Origin of the sequence: Rhizobium sp. WYCCWR 11128 (genome assembly GCF_013416305.1) — a bacterium.
Taxonomy (GTDB): domain Bacteria; phylum Pseudomonadota; class Alphaproteobacteria; order Rhizobiales; family Rhizobiaceae; genus Rhizobium; species Rhizobium indicum.
Window position 1 is genome coordinate 432,648 of sequence record NZ_JACCEZ010000002.1, and the last position, 17,100, is coordinate 449,747.

Genomic DNA, 17,100 nt, shown 5'->3' on the forward strand with positions numbered 1-17,100 from the left:
CGGCATGCGTAAAAACAAAGAGCTAAAGCGCGACGAGCGAATCCGAAAGATCGCGACGCGCTTTAGTGCGAAAGCTGCGGCCCGGAATGAAATCCCGTTCCGCTCAGGAACGGAAGCGCAGATTCCGCCGGCTGAGCTGGCTGACCGAGGTGCAGCCCATCAGCTTCATGCCGCGCTCGATCTCGGTGCGCATCGTCTCCAGCGCCCGTTCGACGCCGGGCTGTCCGGCAGCGGCAAGCGGGAAGAGATAGTAGCGCCCGAGCCCCACGGCCTTCGCCCCCAGCGACAATGCTTTAAGAACATGCGTTCCCCGCTGCACGCCGCCATCCATCATCACGTCGATCCGGTCGCCCACGGCGTCGACGATCTCGGCCAACTGGTCGAATGCGCTGCGCGAGCCGTCGAGCTGGCGCCCGCCGTGATTGGAAAGCACGATGCCGCTGCAGCCGATCTCGGCCGCGCGCTTGGCGTCCTCGACCGACATGATGCCCTTCAGGCAGAATGGCCCGCCCCATTCGCGCACCATCTCCGCCACGTCGTCCCAGGACATCGAGGGGTCCAGCATCTCGGTGAAGTATCGGCTGATCGACAGCGTGCCGCCATCCATCTTGACGTGGTTTTCGAGCTGCGGCAGCCGGAAGCGCTCGTGCGTCAGCCAGTCGATCGCCCAGGAAGGCTTGATCGCGAACTGGGTCATGCCGGCAAGATTGAGCTTGAAGGGAATGGCAAAGCCGGTGCGTTTGTCGCGCTCGCGGTTGCCGCCGGTGATGCTGTCGACCGTCAGCATCATCGCCTGCACGCCGGCATTTTTCGCTCGCGCCATCATCTCGCGGTTGAGGCCGCGGTCCTTGTGGAAATAGAACTGATAGACCTGCGGCCCATTGCTGATCTGTCTCGCTTCCTCCAGGCTGATCGTGCCGAGCGAGGAGACGCCGAACATCGTCCCATGTTTTGCCGCCGCCGCCGCGACCGCCCGCTCTCCCTGGTGGTGAAAAAGCCGCTGCAGCGCCGTCGGTGAGCAATAGACCGGCATTGCGAGCTTCTGGCCCATGACGGTCACCGACATGTCGACATCGGCCACACCGCGCAAAACGTCGGGCACCAGATCGCAGGCCTCGAAGGCCGCGGTATTGCGCCGGTACGTCACCTCGTCATCGGCACCGCCGTCGATATAGTCGAATATCGGTCCGGGAAGACGCCGTTTAGCCATGCGCCGGAAATCGTGAAAATTATAGCAGTCTGTCAGGCGCATTTGTTTCCTCGATACCCTGTTTCCGCGTCAGGAAGATCCGCTCTTCGCAAGTGAAGGGCGCAGCCTGGTTCAGGGAACGATCAGCGTTCCGACGCCGTGCTCGGTGAAGATCTCGAGCAGCACGGAATGGGCGGTCTTGCCGTTCAGGATAACGACGCCCTGCACGCCGGCCTTGATCGCATCGATGCAGGTCTCGACCTTGGGGATCATGCCGCCCGAGATCGTGCCATCGGCGATCAGCGCATGTGCTTCGGCGACCGAAAGCTCCTTGATGAGCTGGCCGTTCTTGTCGAGCACGCCGGGCACATCGGTCAGGAACAGCAGTCGAGTGGCGTTCAGCGCGCCGGCAATGGCGCCGGCAAAGGTATCGGCGTTGATATTGTAGGTGGCGCCGTCACGGCCAGGCGCGACGGGGGCGATGACCGGGATCATCTCGGAGCGGGCGAGCAGATCGAGCAGCGTCCGGTCGACCTCGACCACTTCGCCGACGAAACCGAGATCGAGCACGCGCTCGATGTTCGAATCCGGATCCTTCACGGTCTTGCGCGCCTTTTCGGCGAAGACCATGTTGCCGTCCTTGCCGCAAAGGCCGATCGCCCATTCGCCGGTCTGGTTGATGAGCGCGACGATTTCCTTGTTGATCGAGCCGGCGAGCACCATCTCGACGATCTCGACCGTTTTCTGGTCGGTGACGCGAAGGCCGCCCTCGAATTTCGATTCGATGCCCATCTTGCTCAGCATGGCGCCGATTTGCGGGCCGCCGCCATGAACGACGATCGGGTTGACGCCCGATTGCTTCAACAGCGCGATGTCGCTGGCAAAGGCCTTGCCGAGCTCGGGATTGCCCATGGCGTGGCCGCCATATTTCACGACAATCGTCTTGTTCTCGTAACGCTGCATGAAGGGCAGTGCCTTGGCCAGAAGCCGTGCCTGCATTTCGCTTTCGGTTTCGTTCATGGGAACCCCGCAGAATTGTTCGCGGCCTTTTATCGCAAGTTTCTGACAGAGGGAATAATCCAGAGGGCAATAGTTTTTCGTATCTGTCGCGGAGCCGGACGCCGTTACCGTCTGGCGCACGCAAGCTTGAGATGAGGAACGGCATGCAAGGCGATGAGATCGCAGACTTGATCGGCCGCGTCGCACTCGGCGATCGCAGGGCTTTCGTGGCCCTCTACAATCAGACCGCACCGAAACTTTTTTCGATCTGCCTGCGTATCTTGAAGGATCGCACGGAAGCCGAAGAAGCTCTGCAGGAAGTCTATATCAGCATCTGGCAACGCGCTCGCAGCTTCTCCGTCGCCTCGGGTTCGTCCTCGGCATGGCTGGCGGCGATCGCCCGCAATCGGTCGATCGATGCGCTGCGGGCGCGCAAGCCCGTCGCCGACGAATTGGACACGGTCTACGATCTTGCCGATGCCGGACCCGACCCGGAAATGCAGACGGTGACCAAGGATGAAGGAAGGCGGATTGACACCTGCATGGAAGAGTTGGAAGCTGATCGTGCGGTCGCGGTGAAACGGGCTTATGTCGAAGGGCTGAGCTATCAGGAACTGGCCGATCAGTTTGGTGTCCCGCTGAACACGATGCGGACCTGGCTCAGACGCAGCCTCTTGAAACTGAGAGAGTGCATGGAACGATGACATCGCCCGACAAAAGCAAGGGAGACCGCTCCCGCGACGAGGTTCTCGCCGGCGAATATGTGCTTGGCGTCCTGTCGTTGCAGGATCGCCGGGTGGTGGAAGAGCGCATGCGCCACGACCGCCCCTTCGCTGCGATCGTCAGCCGCTGGGAAACCAACCTCTCTTCCTTCAACGACGAGTATGAAGGCGTTGCTCCGAACCGGGAAACCTTCAAGCAGATCGAGGCGCGGCTGTTCGGCGATGGCCAAAAGCCCCCATCCTTTTCGCAGGGGCTCTGGAATTCAGCCGTTTTCTGGCGCTCGCTGAGCTTTGCCTGCATCGTCGTCGCCGTCAGCGCCGTCATCTTCGCCTCCGGCGTGGTGCCGGAGCCGCAGGGGCCTGCACCCCTGGTGGCCTCGCTTTCGGGCCAGAACAGCACCATCAATCTTCTTGCCTCCTACGAGCTTCAGAGCGGCCGGCTGAAGATCGTGCCGGTCGCCGCCGGCAAGCCGGAGGAGAAGTCGCTGGAACTTTGGCTGGTCCCGGGCAGCGGCATGACGAGATCGCTCGGCGTCTTCCAGCCGGGCGAAAGCGGTGAACTTGTCATTCCCGCCGAACTGCGCAGCATGATAGCCGATGGCGCAACGCTTGCCGTCAGTCTCGAACCCTTCGGCGGTTCGCCGACCGGCCAGGCAACCGGTCCGGTGATCGCAAGCGGCCCCCTGCGCCGACCCTAATCGCACCGGTCATGATCGTGTCGGTCATAAATCATTTCTCCTGTCTGAAACTCTTCGGCGCGGCCCTCCGTAGTTCGAAATGTCCGGACGACGCTCAGGCATAAAGCCGGCGGACTGTATCCGGTGAGGAGAAAATCATGATCAAGTCCGTATTGCGCGGCTTCGCGCTCGCCGCCGCCATGTCCGCTGTCGCCTTTGCCGCCGCGAAAAACCCGACGGTCGGCGGTGCGGCGATGTTCGATAGCAAGAACATCATCGAGAACGCCGTGAACTCCAAGGATCACACGACGCTGGTCGCAGCCGTCAAGGCAGCCGGCCTGGTCAGCACGCTCGAGGGCAAAGGCCCCTTCACCGTCTTTGCGCCGACCAACGAAGCTTTCGCCGCCCTGCCGAAGGGCACCGTCGATACACTGCTGAAGCCGGAAAACAAGGCAACGCTGACCAAGGTTCTGACCTGCCACGTCGTTGCCGCCGATGCGATGGCCAAGACCGTCGCCAAGATGATCAAGGATGACGGAGGCGAGCACGACATCAAGACCGTCGGCGGCTGCGTGCTGAAAGCCAAGGAAAACATGGGCAAGATCACCTTGACCGATGAAAACGGCGGCGTTTCCCATGTGACGATCGCCGACGTCAAACAGTCGAACGGCGTCATCCACGTCGTCGACAAGGTGCTGCTGCCGAAGATGTAGGCCCGCTCGTATCGGCAGATGCATTGGGGCGCTCCTAGAGCAATTCCAGGAAAAGTGCAGAGCGGTTTTCCGTCCGGAATTGCGCAAAAACAAAAGGTTAGAGCGGTTCTGCGCTTCCATAAAAAGCTGAACCGCTCTAAGGGCGCCCCAAACACAATTGATGAGGTGGCTAGCGCATAACCCCGAAAATCGGAATCGATTTTCGGAAAGGATTACGCGCAGATTCAAAGTGATAGAGCGTCCCTAGCGCGTCTGAAAAGACGCGCGGCGCTCTATTGGGCCACTTCAGCTCTCGGGAAGACGAGGGAAACACTCATGCCGGTGTCAGGGGATGAGCTTACTTCAACCTCGGCGCGGGCATTCTGTTTCAGCGACTGTACGATCATCGCGCTCAGCTTTCCCGGCTGCGGCCAGGTCACATCCTGGGGAAGACCGACCCCGTTATCAGCAACGGTGATCCTGCACCCGGTATCGCTGACGACACAGCGGAGCGTGATTTCGCCGCCATCGCGCCCCAAGAAGGCATGCTTCAGCGTATTGGTGAGGAGTTCGTTGATGACGAGGCCGGCCGGCATGGCGACATCGACCGAAACCGGCCAGGTATCGACCTTCATGTCCAGCCGGATCCCTTCCACGGCATGGGCCGCCATCACCGAGGCGGCAATCTGGCTGACATAGGTACCAAGATCGACTGTGGCGCCTTTCTCTTCGTCTGACAGCGAGCGATAGAGCAGGGCCAAGGCTTCAATCCGCCCGGCAAGCCGTGCAAACCTTTCGCTTTCCTCATTCTGTTGAGCATTGCGCGCCTCCATTCGGATGAGCGCCGTGATCATCTGAAGATTGTTCTTCACGCGATGCTGTAGTTCCCGCAGAAGGACATCTTTCTCCGTCAGCAGTTCGCTGAAGCTCTCAGCGGCCGTCGCCTCATTGCGGGCAGCAAAGGCCACCAATCGGAAGAGTGGGGTGTCATCATCGTCGACGATCGTATTCGACCAAACATCGATAATGACGGTGCTCTCGGGTTCGGCGGCGAGCGAGAAGGCACCAACATACTCTTCCGCAGAGGTCACCGCGGCTGTGAGCGGCACCTCTCCGGAGACGGCGGTGGAGTTCAATTTAATTTCCGGCCAGGGTTTTCCCTGGACCTCGGTTGCCTCAAGCGCCGTCAGCCGTTCGAATTCGAGATTGACATAAACCAGCGGCTCGTCGCCACCGAGTTCTGAGACAGCCACCGCGAATGGCACATGATCGAGAAAGTGTCGAAACCGGTCGTCATCAAGGGCTTCGGCAAGATGGGGCAAGTTGCCGACGCCTTCCGGCGAAATCGGCTGGTCTTTGCTATCGGTCATCAAATATTACTCTTGGACGCGGCTTTTCCCGCACAGCAGGAGAACTAGGGTTGCTTTAAAAACTGCTGGGACGCAAGCGTTGATCGGCGGCACGTCCATCGATTTCCTGCCACAGGGTGATTTAAGCCCGGTCATAGGTAAATGACGTCAGCAGGGTCGTAACGAAATTGCTCGCCCTTTCCTTGACCAGCACTTCCGTCCATTCATCAGTCCCGCGCAGCCGCAAATCCGTGTAAATACTGTCGACGGCCGCTTCTTCGATACGCTTGATATGCGTCTTGAACGAAGCCTCGCCGCCGCCGTGATACATGTCTCTGATCACCATGCGCAGAATTTCCTGAATGGCGATCTGCCAGGCAGTATTGATCGACTGAAGTTCCTGCGGAGTCTCTGCCATTGATGCTTCCTTGATGCGAGTGAATGTCAGCACGCCTTCGCCCATGCTGCAGCGAGCGATCTGCAAGCCCGTCGATTCAGACGCGTTTTAAATCTCGAGGCTTGGCGATCGGGTTGTGATCTCAGCGGGCCCTGGCGCGTTTCGCAACGAGGGCAGAGGTTGCCGACACCCGGTCACTCTGTTCCCTGGCAAGCCGGGCCTCCCGAAGCCGCAACGTCTTTGCCTGTTGCGATTGGGCGTCGGATTCGAGCTCTTCGGCCGCCTGGTTCTTCGCGAAGAACTGGGTCTGGACGTTGCCGAAGGCAATCTCCGCCCGCTGTCGAGATTTGCTGTATGTCTCTGTCATGTTGGCTCCGATACGGATGGGCTCGACGCGCGAGCGAAAACAAAAAAGGCCAGGCAAATTGCCTGGCCTTGGATGGATAACGTGCTTCCGGCAGTGCCAGTACATCCGTGGTCAAAGGGAAGCGATACCGATTTAAGCGTTCTGGAGATTGCAAGCGGACATCTTGCCCGACTTGTTGTCACGCTCGAGGTCGAAGCCGATCTTCTGGCCTTCGACGAGTTCGCGCATTCCGGCGCGCTCGACGGCGGAGATGTGAACGAAGGCGTCGTCGCCGCCATTATCAGGCTGAATGAAGCCGAAGCCTTTGGTGGAATTGAACCATTTAACGGTGCCAGTGGCCATGATGATGAACCCTTTCATAGCAATATTGAAGAACCGCAACGCCAAGGCGATGCGGATGGTGATAGCGATTTTTGAAAGGAAGTTCGTTCAGAGCGCGGTGCCAATCGCGCGATAACCAAGCCAGCAAGCAAAATTCGATGATCGCTGTCTAGCTCATCGAGCTTGCATCGTCAACCTTTAGTTTTCAATTGGAAACATATTCAACTTTGAGGTGTTGCGGAGGCCTTTACACCAGACAGGTCGCCGCGTCCGGGCCGCTTACGCCCTCTACTTCCAGCGGGCGATGCCGACGGTTTCGGCGATCGCCTGGCGCAGTTCGTCCAGCCCGTCGCCCTTTTCGGACGAGGTGGACAGCACGCCGGGATAGGCGGCCGGGCGCTTGCGGATCTTTTCCGCCGTTTCGGCAATGAGCTTCGGCACGCCAGCCGCCTTGATCTTGTCGGTCTTGGTCAGCACGATCTGGTAGGAGACGGCGGCCTTGTCGAGCAGATCAAGCACATCGTCGTCGTTCTTCTTGATGCCGTGGCGGCTGTCGATCAGCACATAGACGCGCTTCAGCGTCGCGCGGCCGCGCAGATAATCGAAGACGAGCTTGGTCCACTTGTCGACCTGCTCCTTCGGTGCCTGCGCATAACCATAACCCGGCATGTCGACGATCGCCGTCGGCGGCAGGTCTTGGCCTTCGCCGGAATAACCGTCCGGCACGAAATAATTGAGTTCCTGCGTGCGTCCCGGCGTGTTCGAGGTGCGCGCCAGGCCCTTCTGGCCGACCAGCGCATTGATCAGCGAGGATTTACCGACATTAGAGCGACCGGCAAAGGCCACTTCCAGCGGCCCTTCCGGCGGCAGGAAGTTCAGGGACGGCACGCCGCGGATGAAGATCCATGGGTGGCCGAAGAGCGGCTTTTCGGTTTCGGGCATGCGGGCTCTGCAATCTCTGGGTTGGGTCTTTTACCGGGCTTCATGGTTTTGCGGGCGGATGTCAAGCTTTTCAGGCGCCTGCGCGGCATGCCTTGTGTCCTTCGTCCGCCACCCGGAAATGAAAAGCCCCGCCGGAGCGGGGCTTGGCAAGCGTCATTTCGACGGCGCTTCTTTTCGTCGGAACAGACCCTTCAGATTGTCGAAGAGTTCGACCTTGACGCCGTGGCGCTTCATGATCAGCCCCTGCTGCGCCACCGAGAGCGTGTTGTTCCAGGCCCAGTAGATGACCAGGCCGGCCGGGAAGCTTGCCAGCATGAACATGAACACCAGCGGCATCCAGTTGAAGATCATCGCCTGCGTCGGATCGGGCGGCGTCGGGTTCATGCGCATCTGCACGAACATGGTGACGCCCATGATCAGCGGCCAGACGCCGAGGTGCAGCAGCGTCGGCCCCTCGAAAGGCAGCAGGCCGAACAGATTGACGATTGTCGTCGGATCGGGCGCCGAAAGGTCCTTGATCCAGCCGAAGAAGGGTGCGTGCCGCATTTCGATGGTGATGTAGATCACCTTGTAGAGCGAGAAGAAGATCGGGATCTGAAGCGCCACCGGCCAGCAGCCGGCGATCGGGTTGATCTTTTCTTCCTTGTAGAGCTGCATCGTTGCCTGCTGCAGCCCCATGCGGTCGTCGGCGAATTTCGCCTTCAGTTCCTCCATCTTCGGCTGCATGCGCTTCATGTTCGCCATCGAAGCGTACTGCTTGCTGGCGAGCGGGAAGAACAGAGCCTTGACGACGATGGTGGTGCACAGGATCGCCACGCCGAAATTGCCGAAGTAGCGGAAGAAGAAGTCCATCAGCTTGAACATCGGCTTGGTGATGAAATAGAACCAGCCCCAGTCGATCAGCCGGTCGAACTTCGGGATCGAATAGCTGGCCTCATAACCGTCGATAACAGGCACTTCCTTGGCGCCGGCGAAGACGAGGTTCTTCAGCTCGATCGATTGGCCCGGCGCAACGGTGAAGGCATCGTCCTTGTAGTCGGCCTGATAGCGCGGCTGGCCATCGGCGAAATAGGAGAAATGCGCCTCATAGGCGGCACTCTGCGGCGGAACGATTGTCGCCGCCCAATATTTGTCGGTGATGCCAAGCCAGCCGCCGGTGGATTTCGCCGGTGCCACGGCTTCCTTCTCGACGGCGCTATATTTGGTTTCGATCAGGCCGTCATCGCCGATCACGCCGATGAAGCCTTCATGAAGGACGTAGACGGACGGCGTCGTCGGCTTGTTGTAGCGCGTCACGCGGCCGTAGGAAGACAGCGCAGCGGGCGCCTGGCCTGTGTTTTCGATCTTGTCGGCGACGGTGAACATGTAGCGTTCGTCGACGGAAATGGTGCGGGTGAAGGTCAGGCCCTTGTCATTGGTATAGGAAAGCGTCACCGGCGTCTTTTCGGTGAGCTTGGCGCCCTCAGGTGCGGTCCAGAGCGTCGAGGGACCCGGAACGCTGCCCGTCGCGTCGCTGCCGATATAGCCGAGTTCGGTGAAATAGCCGTCCTTGGTTTCCGCCGGGCTGAACAGCGTGATGATCGGGCTCGAGTCGTCGACGGTCTCGTGATAGCCCTTGAGCTTCAGATCGTCGAGACGGGCGCCGGCAAGGTTGATCGAGCCGGAAAGTGCCGGCGTATCGATGACGACGCGCGGGGTCTTTGCCAACGCCTGCTCGAGCGTCGCCGTCGCAGCCGCCTGGCCGGAAGGGGCAGCGCCGCTCGTCTGGGCCGGTGCCTGACCGCCTGCTGCGGGCTGCTGCACCTGCTCGGTCTGCTGCTGCGCCTTCTGAGCTTCCTGCGCCTTGCGCTGGGCCTCGATGCGCGGGTTCATATAGAGAAACTGCCAGCCGAGGACGATCAGCACCGAGAGAGCGATCGCAATGAAATAATTGCGGTTGTTTTCCATCATACGTTCCTGGGGCGTCCGTCTCCGGAGCGCCGGTGTTTCGGCCTGGTTTCCACGCGGGATTTCAGTTCCGCGGCCAATTCCTGGAAGGACGCGTCAAGCACGTCCCTGCGCGCGACAACCACATAGTCGTGTCCGGGCTGCATTGCAAACCCCGCATGAAGCCGCACCGCCTCTTTCAGGCGGCGGCGCATACGGTTCCGTTCGACCGCGTTGCCATGTTTTTTGGTGACTGTAAAACCGACGCGTGCCTGGCTGTCGGGTTCCTTCCGGTCGAGGACTTCGAGAAGGAAGAAGCCGCCCCGGCGTTTTTCGCCCTCGCGCGCGGCAAGAAACTGCGGGCGGCTCTTCAGCCGCCCGACAGTGTGTTTCTTCTCACTGATCGTCAATTCGCCCGCCATCTCTTACCGGGCAACCCGGCTTACGCCGACAGACGATTGCGGCCCTGCGCGCGGCGGGCTGCGATGACCTTGCGGCCACCCTTCGTGGACATGCGGGCACGGAAACCGTGGCGACGCTTGCGAACAAGCTTGGATGGTTGGTAGGTACGCTTCATTTATTTTAAACACCGCGGAGTGCGGCCCTTCTTGAATTTGCATAATGCAAGGAGCGTTGTTTTTCGAACGGGCGGGGCCATGAAAGGCTTGAGTGACCGAACGTGCGCGGGCTTATAAGGATGAAGCCTGTAAAAGTCAATTATGCCGGATAATTTCGCTCTGCGCTGCCGGTCCCGAAAGTAATTTCGCACTCTGGTGTTAAGAAATGAGGCCTGCCCTGAGTGGTTGTAATTTTGCGCCGCGGCAGATCGATCGCCCCGGTTTTCAGGCGTTTACGCCGCCCGACCGTATTCGGCATGGATCAATTCCGAAGCCATAATCGTAAATATTAGAAATCTAACTTTAATAAATTTCGCCGATATTCAACGTATCGACTGGGAATTTGCTTTCCAGGCAGTGGCGTAGCTAGGAGCATTGCATTGAAGATCCGGGGCAAAATTAATCTGCTGGTTTGCGTGATGGGCGCGGTCGCACTTCTGATCGGTGCGACGGCATTGTCCGCCATGCACGAATACAGTCGCAACCTGACGGCTTACGAGCAGGCCGCCAGCCGCGCCTATGCCGGCGAACGCCTCAATCGTTTCGTCACCGCCGTGGTCATGGAATCGCGCGGTATCTATGCCGCCAAAACGATCAAGGATACGCCGAACTTCGCCAAGGGCTTGCTGGCCGGCCTCGACGAGATCGACAAGGTCATCTCGGGCTGGGCGCCGCTCGTTCCCGAGGATGAAAAGGACGATTTTGCCAAGCTTGTCGCGCGCGCCGCGGAATTCCGCACCTTCCGCACGGAAACGGCCCGCCTCGGCACGGAAGTCGGCCCCGAAGCCGCCGGCCAACAAGGCAACAATGACGCCAACCGCGCCAACCGCAAGGCGTTCCAGGCGGAAATCGATGCCGTCGTCGCCATCGACAAGGCAGCGCTGGAGACCGTCAACGCCGAGATCGAGAGCTTCCGCTCCTGGGTGCTGATGCTTGTGCTCAGCATCACCGGCATCGGCATCGCGGTCGGCGTCGGCATGGGCTTCTATATCGGCACCAGCCATCTCAGCCGCCCGATCAAGCGCGTCACCCATGCGATCAAGGAAGTTGCCGACGGCAATTTCGACGCCGAGGTCCCCTTTGCCGGCCGTCCGGATGAAATCGGCGAGATGGCCGCAGCGGTAGCGGTCTTCAAGGCGAACGGCCTTGCCGTCAAGCGCCTGAACGCCCAGGAGGCGGCGATGCGCGCCAAGAGCGACGACCTGCAGTCGAGCATGTCTGTCGTCGTGGCAGCGGCAGCAGCCGGCGATTTCGGCCACCGCATCAGCAAGGACTACGAGGACGATAACCTCAATCAGTTCGCCGGCAACATCAACATGCTGCTGTCGAGCGTCGATGCCGGCATCGGTGAGACCCGCCGCGTCATCGCAAGCCTTGCCGAAGGCGACCTCACCCAGACGATGAGCGGCAACTTCCAGGGCGCCTTCGCCGAGCTGCAGCAGAACGTCAACAATACCTTTGTCACCCTGCAGGCGACGATGCGCGAAGTGCGCGAGACGACGGAAGCGATGAACGGCAACACCGCCGAGCTGCGCAATGCCAGCGACGACCTGTCGAAGCGCACCGAGCAGCAGGCAGCCGCCCTCGAAGAGACCTCGGCAGCACTCGACGAGATCACCGCCGTCGTCCAGAATTCCACCGAGCGGGCGCATGAAGCCACCATCATGGTGTCCGAAGCCAAGGAGAATGCCGGCCGCTCCGGTGTCGTCGTGGGCAATGCCGTCGAGGCCATGGGCCGGATCGAGCAGGCCTCGCGCGAAATCAGCCAGATCATCAACGTCATCGATGAGATCGCCTTCCAGACCAACCTCTTGGCGCTGAATGCCGGCGTCGAGGCGGCACGCGCCGGCGATGCCGGAAAGGGCTTCGCGGTGGTCGCGCAGGAAGTGCGCGAACTCGCCCAGCGTTCGGCAACGGCTGCCAAGGACATCAAGGCGCTGATCACCAAATCGGGCAACGAGGTGCAGGTTGGCGTCAAGCTGGTCCAGGCGACCGGCGAGGCGCTGGCCGAAATCGGCACCCGCGTCATTGCCATCAACGATCATATCCATTCGATCGCGACGGCTGCGACCGAACAGTCGACCGGCCTCAAGGAAGTCAATACCGCCGTCAACCAGATGGACCAGGTGACACAGCAGAATGCGGCAATGGTGGAAGAGACCTCCGCCGCCACGCATAGGCTGTCGGCCGAAGCTGGTGGACTGGTGCGCCTCATTGCCCGCTTCAAACTGCCGGATGATGCGCCGGCACCCGTGGCGCTCGTCCGCCACGAGCCGCAAAGACCGGTTGCCTCGCCCGCCCGCCGGGCGATTGCCAAGGTCGCCCGCGCCTTCGGCGGCAATGCGGCCGCAGCCGAGCAGAGCTGGGAAGAGTTTTGATCCTCAGAGCAATTCCAGGAAAAGTGTGAAAGCGATTTTCTGTCCGGAATTGCGTAAAATAAAAGACTCGAGTCACGCCACTCTAACGCCGCCTCCGGGCGGCGTTTCTTTGTGACGACATGACGCTGCTCGCAAAGATTTGAAAGCGGAGCATCTTGGTCTAATATAGAGCTCAACGGTAAGGGCGGCCTGGGTGCTGCCGATCGGGCGAGACGAGAATGCCGATGAGAGACCAGGCCGACAATCCTTCGGCGGAAAACCCGGCGGCCGGCGAGGCCGTAAGGGCGCCGTGCCCGCCTGCCCGTATGTTCGGCGGCCTCTCCGGCAAGCTGCTCTGGCTCACCGTCTTCTTTATCATGCTGGCCGAAATCCTGATCTTCTTTCCCTCGGTCGCCAGCATGCGCGTGCGCTGGCTGCAGGACAGGCTGAACACCGCCGCTGCCGCCGCCATCGTCATCGATGGGCTGCAGCCGGTCGAGCTGCCGCGCGCGCTGCAGAAGGAGACGCTGGAGGCGACCGGCACCAAGGCGATCGTGCTGCGCAAGGACGGCACCTCGCGGCTGCTGGCGACGACCGACATGCCGGCCTCCGTCGATGAAGCCTATGATCTCACTGACGTGCCGCCGGTAACGGCGATACGCGACGCACTCGATACGCTGGTCTTCGGCGGCAGCAGGATAATCCGCGTCTATGGCCCCGTCGGCGAAACCAACACCGGCGTCGAGGTGGTGATGAAGGACAGGCCGCTGCGCAGGGCGATGTTCGTCTATTCCCGCAACGTCCTCTTGCTGTCGGTGCTGATCTCGCTGTTCACGGCGACGCTGATCTTCTTTGCGATCAACCGCATCCTCATCGGCCCGATCCGCCGGCTGACCGGCAGCATGCAGCAATTCTCCTCCGATCCTGACAACCCGGCCCATATCTATATCGGCGATGGCGGCCGCGACGAACTGGCGGTCGCCGGCCGCAATCTCACCTCGATGCAGATGGAGCTGCAGAAGACGCTGAAGCAGCAGAAGAACCTGGCCGCTCTCGGCCTCGCCGTCTCCAAGATCAATCACGACATGCGCAATATCCTGGCGTCTGCGCAGCTGATGTCGGACCGGCTGGTCGATGTCGATGATCCGATGGTGAAAAGCTTTGCCCCGAAACTGCTGCGCACCATCGACCGCGCCGTCGGTTATACCACCGAGGTGCTGTCCTACGGCAAGGCGAGCGAATCGGCGCCGCGCCGCCGCCATATCCTGCTTTTGGAACTGACCCAGGAGGTCAAGGACATATTGGCGATCGATCCGCAGAGCGGCATCGAATTCGTCGAGCAGATCGGCGCCGATCTCAAGGTCGATGCCGATGGCGAGCAGCTTTTCCGCGTCATCCACAATCTCTGCCGCAATGCGCTGCAGGCGCTGACGTCGCCGGGCGAGGGCGGCCCAGGCTCCCTGAGGCGCATCACCGTTTCCGCCCAGCGCGTCGGCAGCGTCGTCAGCATCACGGTGGATGATACCGGCCCCGGCATGCCGCTGAAGGCGCGCCAGAACCTTTTTGCCGCCTTCCGCGGTTCCGCCCGCTCCGGCGGCACCGGCCTTGGCCTCACCATCGCCCGCGAGCTGGTGCTCGCCCATGGCGGCACGATCGCGCTGGTGGAAAAACCGACGGTCGGCACCCAGTTCCGCATCGAGATCCCCGATCGCCCGGTTTCGCTGGAGGATTACCGCAGCCGGACGCATATTGAAAAGTGACGGGGTTTCGTAAGGCGTAGCTTCGGGCAGACAAAGACGCGATTTTTTCAGAAATGCCCTTGCATTGTCCCGACGGACGTTTTAGAGGATCGCCACGCAAGCGGCACCGCCGCATTTTGCACGCACCCGTAGCTCAGCTGGATAGAGCACCAGACTACGAATCTGGGGGTCAGGAGTTCGAATCTCTTCGGGTGCGCCATTTTTCCATACAAAACTGGGCGCTCCAGCCGCAGCCTCTCCGCTCATCACCAGACGTTCCAGAACGTCCCGCCTTCCGAAGATGCGGTTTCCATCGACTTCGACCTGATCGATAACGGAGCGAAGGTAGGCGCGGCGGAAAGGTATCGGCCCTTGCGTTGCCTTCTTCCGCATGAGGCGGGCGACGCGTCGATCTTCTCCTCAGTCCCGCGCGTGTCAGGACGCAACGCCGCGAACGCTCGCTCCAGCGCGGCCTTCGCGTGATCGCGCTCGCCCTCATCGGTGAGGCGACGGGACGGCTCCAGACGAAGTAGAGGCCGGCGGACCGCCAATTGACGGACCGTCTCAATATTCACGCATTTATGAGCTGTATTGATTACCGCTTCCCGAATTGCAGGACTAGTCTGAATGATCGCTGCACACCAATTGTTAGCAGTGACGGCCGTGTGCCAAGCCACTCCGTTGGGAGACTGAAATGCAACGCAAGCTCGCGGCAATCATGGCCGCTGATATCGTCGGCTATAGCCGGCTGATGGCCGAGGACGAGTCTTCCACCTATGCAGAGCTGCGCACCGTTTTTGACCATCTGATCGACCCGACTGTCGCCGGCCATGGCGGAACCACCTTCAAAACGACGGGTGACGGCTTCCTTGCGATGTTCCCGAGCGTCAACGCGGCCGTTGATGCGGCACTTGCCATCCAGCAAGGTTTTGACGACGGGCCTTTCAAGCTGCGTATCGGCATCAACCTCGGTGATGTCATCGAGGATAATGGTGATGTCTATGGGGATGGGGTGAACGTCGCGGCCCGGCTTGAGGCCATGACCGAACCCGGCCAGATATTCGTCAGCGGCGCTGTGGTGATGGCCGCCGAGCGCAACCGCGGCGATCTGTTCGCCCGAGTCGGCCGCAGGCGCGCCAAGAATATTCCCGAGCTGCTTGAAGTGTACCGCGTAAGGCGGGTGGGCTCTTCCTGGTCGATCTGGCGGCAGGTGCCACATGTCCTGCGCTGCAGCGCGGCGCGCTGGTCTTATGGCGTTGCTGCCATCGCTCTCATTCTCATCGGCACCCAGATTTCACCTCTTCCGCTGGCAGCGATGGTGAGCGGCATCCCGGCTGCACTCTCTCTGGACCAGGCCCGTGCAGACCCCAGGCCCTCGATTGCCGTCATGCCGTTCGCAACCATGAGCGGCAGCGGCAACCAGCCTTACTTTGCGGACGGACTGACCGAGGACGTGACCACGGCGCTCGCTCGTAATCCCGAGCTTCAGGTCATCGCCCGCGATTCCACCTATGCCGTGCGCAGTCAGGAGACGGATGTGCGTAAGCTCGCGGCAAAGCTTGGCGTTGATTACGTGGTTGAAGGCAGCGCGCGCCGGGAAGGCGACCAGCTCCGCGTTTCGGCGCAGCTCATTGATGTAGGCACGGGCGCGCACTTATGGTCGCGCAGCTTCGACAAGAAGGTTGCTGACGTTTTCACCGTCCAGAGCGAGCTCACCACGGAAATCGTCGCGCAACTCGCGCCCTATATCGGCCGAAGCGAAGCGGCAGCGGCGGCGCTGCGGCCGACGGATAGTCTGCAGGCCTATGATCTCGTCTTGCAGGCCCGCGACCGTTACCGGCACGGCGCCACTGACCATAACGCTATTCTCGCCGCCCGTGGCCTGTACCAGCGCGCCCTGGAAATGGACCCGGCTTATGCCGCAGCCCGCGCAGGCCTTGCGTTGACCTATATCGGCGAAGTGGCGCAAAGGCCCGGCGGTCAAGCCGCAGCGCCCGAGCTGGATTTGGGGCTCAGTGAGGCGCGGCAGGCCGTGCGGCTCGATCCCAATCTCGGTTTTGGATATCAGGTAATCAGTTTCGGACTTGCGCTGCAGGCGGACTATTCCGGCGGACTTCAGGCGGCGCAGCGTGCGGTCGAACTGAACCCCAACGATCCCGACAGTATGATTGCGCTGGCCAAAGCGCAGGTCCGGTTCGGAGACTATCCGGACGCTGTCGCCAACGCGGAGCGGGCGCGCCGACTGCACCCCATGGCACCGGAATACTATGCCTACGTGCATGGTCAGGCGCTTTATGCCGATGGCCGCCGCGAAGAGGCGGCCACGGTCATCAGCGAGTGTCTTGTCAGAGCGCCCCGCGATGCGAATTGCCTTCTCATCCAAGCCGCGTTGCAGGGTGGAAGCGGAGAGCTTGAAAAGGCGCAGGCTACCATGGCGAGCCTTGTTGAAGCCCATCCGGCATTCTCGCTGGAAGCGGAAAGGGCTTATCGCCGGTTCGGCGACGAGCCCTTGATGGAAGAGTTCCTGCAGGACCTAGCGAGAGCCAAAGCCCCGGAGACGGCTTGACGTTCCTGTCAGCGTCGCGGTTTTAGAACGATCCGTTCGTGGACTTGGACAGCTCTTCATAGGCATCCAGCTCAATGAGGCGCTGCTCCAGAACAGGGACCACCGCTGATATGGCGTCACCGCCCGCCATGAACTGCTTCGGCGGGTTTTCCAGGCCGGCGAACTGCCGAGAACCGCACTGCCGATTCGCCGTATTCCTCCCGTCGCCGGTCTTCACCGGCTTTCCAGCTGCTTCTTGAG

General features: G+C 60.9%; 17 protein-coding genes and 1 tRNA gene. 7 read left to right on the forward strand and 11 right to left on the reverse strand.

The window, feature by feature from the left end:
- Positions 1-103: 103 nt before the first annotated feature.
- Positions 104-1,252 carry an alpha-hydroxy acid oxidase gene (locus HX898_RS09790; RefSeq protein ID WP_130700798.1) on the reverse strand — a complete coding sequence of 383 codons (1,149 nt, stop codon included), beginning with the start codon at positions 1,250-1,252 and terminating at the stop codon, positions 104-106.
- 69 nt (positions 1,253-1,321) lie between these two features.
- Positions 1,322-2,209 (reverse strand): acetylglutamate kinase, encoded by an 888-nt coding sequence (gene argB / locus HX898_RS09795; protein ID WP_011650234.1) that lies wholly within the window; start codon positions 2,207-2,209, stop codon positions 1,322-1,324.
- Positions 2,210-2,352: 143 nt separating this feature from the next.
- On the opposite strand from argB, the gene HX898_RS09800 reads away from it, so the two are divergent.
- From HX898_RS09800 to HX898_RS09810, 3 genes are all read left to right on the forward strand, one after another.
- Positions 2,353-2,892 (forward strand): sigma-70 family RNA polymerase sigma factor, encoded by a 540-nt coding sequence (locus HX898_RS09800; protein WP_138332336.1) that lies wholly within the window; start codon positions 2,353-2,355, stop codon positions 2,890-2,892.
- Positions 2,889-3,608, forward strand: a complete 720-nt coding sequence (locus HX898_RS09805; protein WP_131719561.1) for an anti-sigma factor — start codon at positions 2,889-2,891, stop codon at positions 3,606-3,608. The genes HX898_RS09800 and HX898_RS09805 overlap by 4 nt, the downstream gene beginning before the upstream one ends.
- A gap of 137 nt (positions 3,609-3,745) precedes the next feature.
- Complete coding sequence (locus HX898_RS09810) at positions 3,746-4,300, forward strand: fasciclin domain-containing protein (protein WP_171599809.1); 555 nt, start codon at positions 3,746-3,748, stop codon at positions 4,298-4,300.
- A 272-nt stretch (positions 4,301-4,572) separates the two neighbouring features.
- On the opposite strand, the gene HX898_RS09815 is transcribed toward HX898_RS09810, so the two are convergent.
- From HX898_RS09815 to rpmH, 8 genes are all read right to left on the reverse strand, one after another.
- The gene (locus tag HX898_RS09815) at positions 4,573-5,649 is read right to left on the reverse strand and encodes a histidine kinase dimerization/phosphoacceptor domain -containing protein (protein WP_138388318.1); all 1,077 of its coding nucleotides are present in this window, start codon (positions 5,647-5,649) and stop codon (positions 4,573-4,575) included.
- A 121-nt stretch (positions 5,650-5,770) separates the two neighbouring features.
- A complete protein-coding gene (locus HX898_RS09820; protein ID WP_003556110.1) occupies positions 5,771-6,046 on the reverse strand; it encodes a hypothetical protein in 276 nt (91 codons plus the stop codon).
- Between the two features lie 121 nt (positions 6,047-6,167).
- A complete protein-coding gene (locus tag HX898_RS09825) occupies positions 6,168-6,392 on the reverse strand; it encodes a hypothetical protein (protein WP_024323875.1) in 225 nt (74 codons plus the stop codon).
- Positions 6,393-6,524: 132 nt separating this feature from the next.
- A complete protein-coding gene (locus tag HX898_RS09830) occupies positions 6,525-6,734 on the reverse strand; it encodes a cold-shock protein (protein ID WP_003545000.1) in 210 nt (69 codons plus the stop codon).
- Positions 6,735-7,001: 267 nt separating this feature from the next.
- A complete protein-coding gene (gene yihA / locus HX898_RS09835) occupies positions 7,002-7,655 on the reverse strand; it encodes a ribosome biogenesis GTP-binding protein YihA/YsxC (RefSeq protein WP_062939810.1) in 654 nt (217 codons plus the stop codon).
- Between the two features lie 153 nt (positions 7,656-7,808).
- Complete coding sequence (gene yidC, locus HX898_RS09840) at positions 7,809-9,602, reverse strand: membrane protein insertase YidC (RefSeq protein WP_138332339.1); 1,794 nt, start codon at positions 9,600-9,602, stop codon at positions 7,809-7,811.
- A complete protein-coding gene (rnpA, locus tag HX898_RS09845) occupies positions 9,602-10,003 on the reverse strand; it encodes a ribonuclease P protein component (protein ID WP_029873867.1) in 402 nt (133 codons plus the stop codon). Before rnpA ends, yidC begins: the two co-directional genes overlap by 1 nt.
- Positions 10,004-10,023: 20 nt before the next feature.
- The gene (gene rpmH / locus HX898_RS09850; RefSeq protein ID WP_003545006.1) at positions 10,024-10,158 is read right to left on the reverse strand and encodes a 50S ribosomal protein L34; all 135 of its coding nucleotides are present in this window, start codon (positions 10,156-10,158) and stop codon (positions 10,024-10,026) included.
- Positions 10,159-10,578: 420 nt separating this feature from the next.
- Here rpmH and HX898_RS09855 point away from each other — a divergent pair, with 420 nt between their 5' ends.
- The 4 genes from HX898_RS09855 (at position 10,579) to HX898_RS09870 (ending at position 16,860) form a co-directional block, all read left to right on the forward strand.
- The gene (locus HX898_RS09855; protein WP_138332341.1) at positions 10,579-12,576 is read left to right on the forward strand and encodes a methyl-accepting chemotaxis protein; all 1,998 of its coding nucleotides are present in this window, start codon (positions 10,579-10,581) and stop codon (positions 12,574-12,576) included.
- Positions 12,577-12,794: 218 nt separating this feature from the next.
- Positions 12,795-14,315 (forward strand): HAMP domain-containing sensor histidine kinase, encoded by a 1,521-nt coding sequence (locus HX898_RS09860; RefSeq protein WP_180194555.1) that lies wholly within the window; start codon positions 12,795-12,797, stop codon positions 14,313-14,315.
- Positions 14,316-14,437: 122 nt separating this feature from the next.
- Positions 14,438-14,514 (forward strand) — tRNA-Arg (locus HX898_RS09865).
- A gap of 474 nt (positions 14,515-14,988) precedes the next feature.
- The gene (locus HX898_RS09870; RefSeq protein ID WP_180194556.1) at positions 14,989-16,860 is read left to right on the forward strand and encodes an adenylate/guanylate cyclase domain-containing protein; all 1,872 of its coding nucleotides are present in this window, start codon (positions 14,989-14,991) and stop codon (positions 16,858-16,860) included.
- Positions 16,861-16,882: 22 nt separating this feature from the next.
- Here the strand turns inward: HX898_RS09870 and HX898_RS09875 are convergent, their stop codons facing one another.
- Positions 16,883-17,077: a hypothetical protein gene (locus tag HX898_RS09875; protein WP_138388315.1), complete on the reverse strand. Its 195-nt coding sequence runs from the start codon at positions 17,075-17,077 to the stop codon at positions 16,883-16,885.
- Positions 17,078-17,100 lie beyond the last annotated feature (23 nt).

Bases quoted from the DNA above. Each gene is read 5' to 3' on its own strand.
- HX898_RS09790 (WP_130700798.1), bottom strand. From the start codon at position 1,252: ATGCGCCTGACAGACTGCTATAATTTTCACGATTTCCGGCGCATGGCT.
- argB (WP_011650234.1), bottom strand. From the start codon at position 2,209: ATGAACGAAACCGAAAGCGAAATGCAGGCACGGCTTCTGGCCAAGGCA.
- HX898_RS09800 (WP_138332336.1), top strand. From the start codon at position 2,353: ATGCAAGGCGATGAGATCGCAGACTTGATCGGCCGCGTCGCACTCGGC.
- HX898_RS09805 (WP_131719561.1), top strand. From the start codon at position 2,889: ATGACATCGCCCGACAAAAGCAAGGGAGACCGCTCCCGCGACGAGGTT.
- HX898_RS09810 (WP_171599809.1), top strand. From the start codon at position 3,746: ATGATCAAGTCCGTATTGCGCGGCTTCGCGCTCGCCGCCGCCATGTCC.
- HX898_RS09815 (WP_138388318.1), bottom strand. From the start codon at position 5,649: ATGACCGATAGCAAAGACCAGCCGATTTCGCCGGAAGGCGTCGGCAAC.
- HX898_RS09820 (WP_003556110.1), bottom strand. From the start codon at position 6,046: ATGGCAGAGACTCCGCAGGAACTTCAGTCGATCAATACTGCCTGGCAG.
- HX898_RS09825 (WP_024323875.1), bottom strand. From the start codon at position 6,392: ATGACAGAGACATACAGCAAATCTCGACAGCGGGCGGAGATTGCCTTC.
- HX898_RS09830 (WP_003545000.1), bottom strand. From the start codon at position 6,734: ATGGCCACTGGCACCGTTAAATGGTTCAATTCCACCAAAGGCTTCGGC.
- yihA (WP_062939810.1), bottom strand. From the start codon at position 7,655: ATGCCCGAAACCGAAAAGCCGCTCTTCGGCCACCCATGGATCTTCATC.
- yidC (WP_138332339.1), bottom strand. From the start codon at position 9,602: ATGGAAAACAACCGCAATTATTTCATTGCGATCGCTCTCTCGGTGCTG.
- rnpA (WP_029873867.1), bottom strand. From the start codon at position 10,003: ATGGCGGGCGAATTGACGATCAGTGAGAAGAAACACACTGTCGGGCGG.
- rpmH (WP_003545006.1), bottom strand. From the start codon at position 10,158: ATGAAGCGTACCTACCAACCATCCAAGCTTGTTCGCAAGCGTCGCCAC.
- HX898_RS09860 (WP_180194555.1), top strand. From the start codon at position 12,795: ATGCCGATGAGAGACCAGGCCGACAATCCTTCGGCGGAAAACCCGGCG.
- HX898_RS09870 (WP_180194556.1), top strand. From the start codon at position 14,989: ATGCAACGCAAGCTCGCGGCAATCATGGCCGCTGATATCGTCGGCTAT.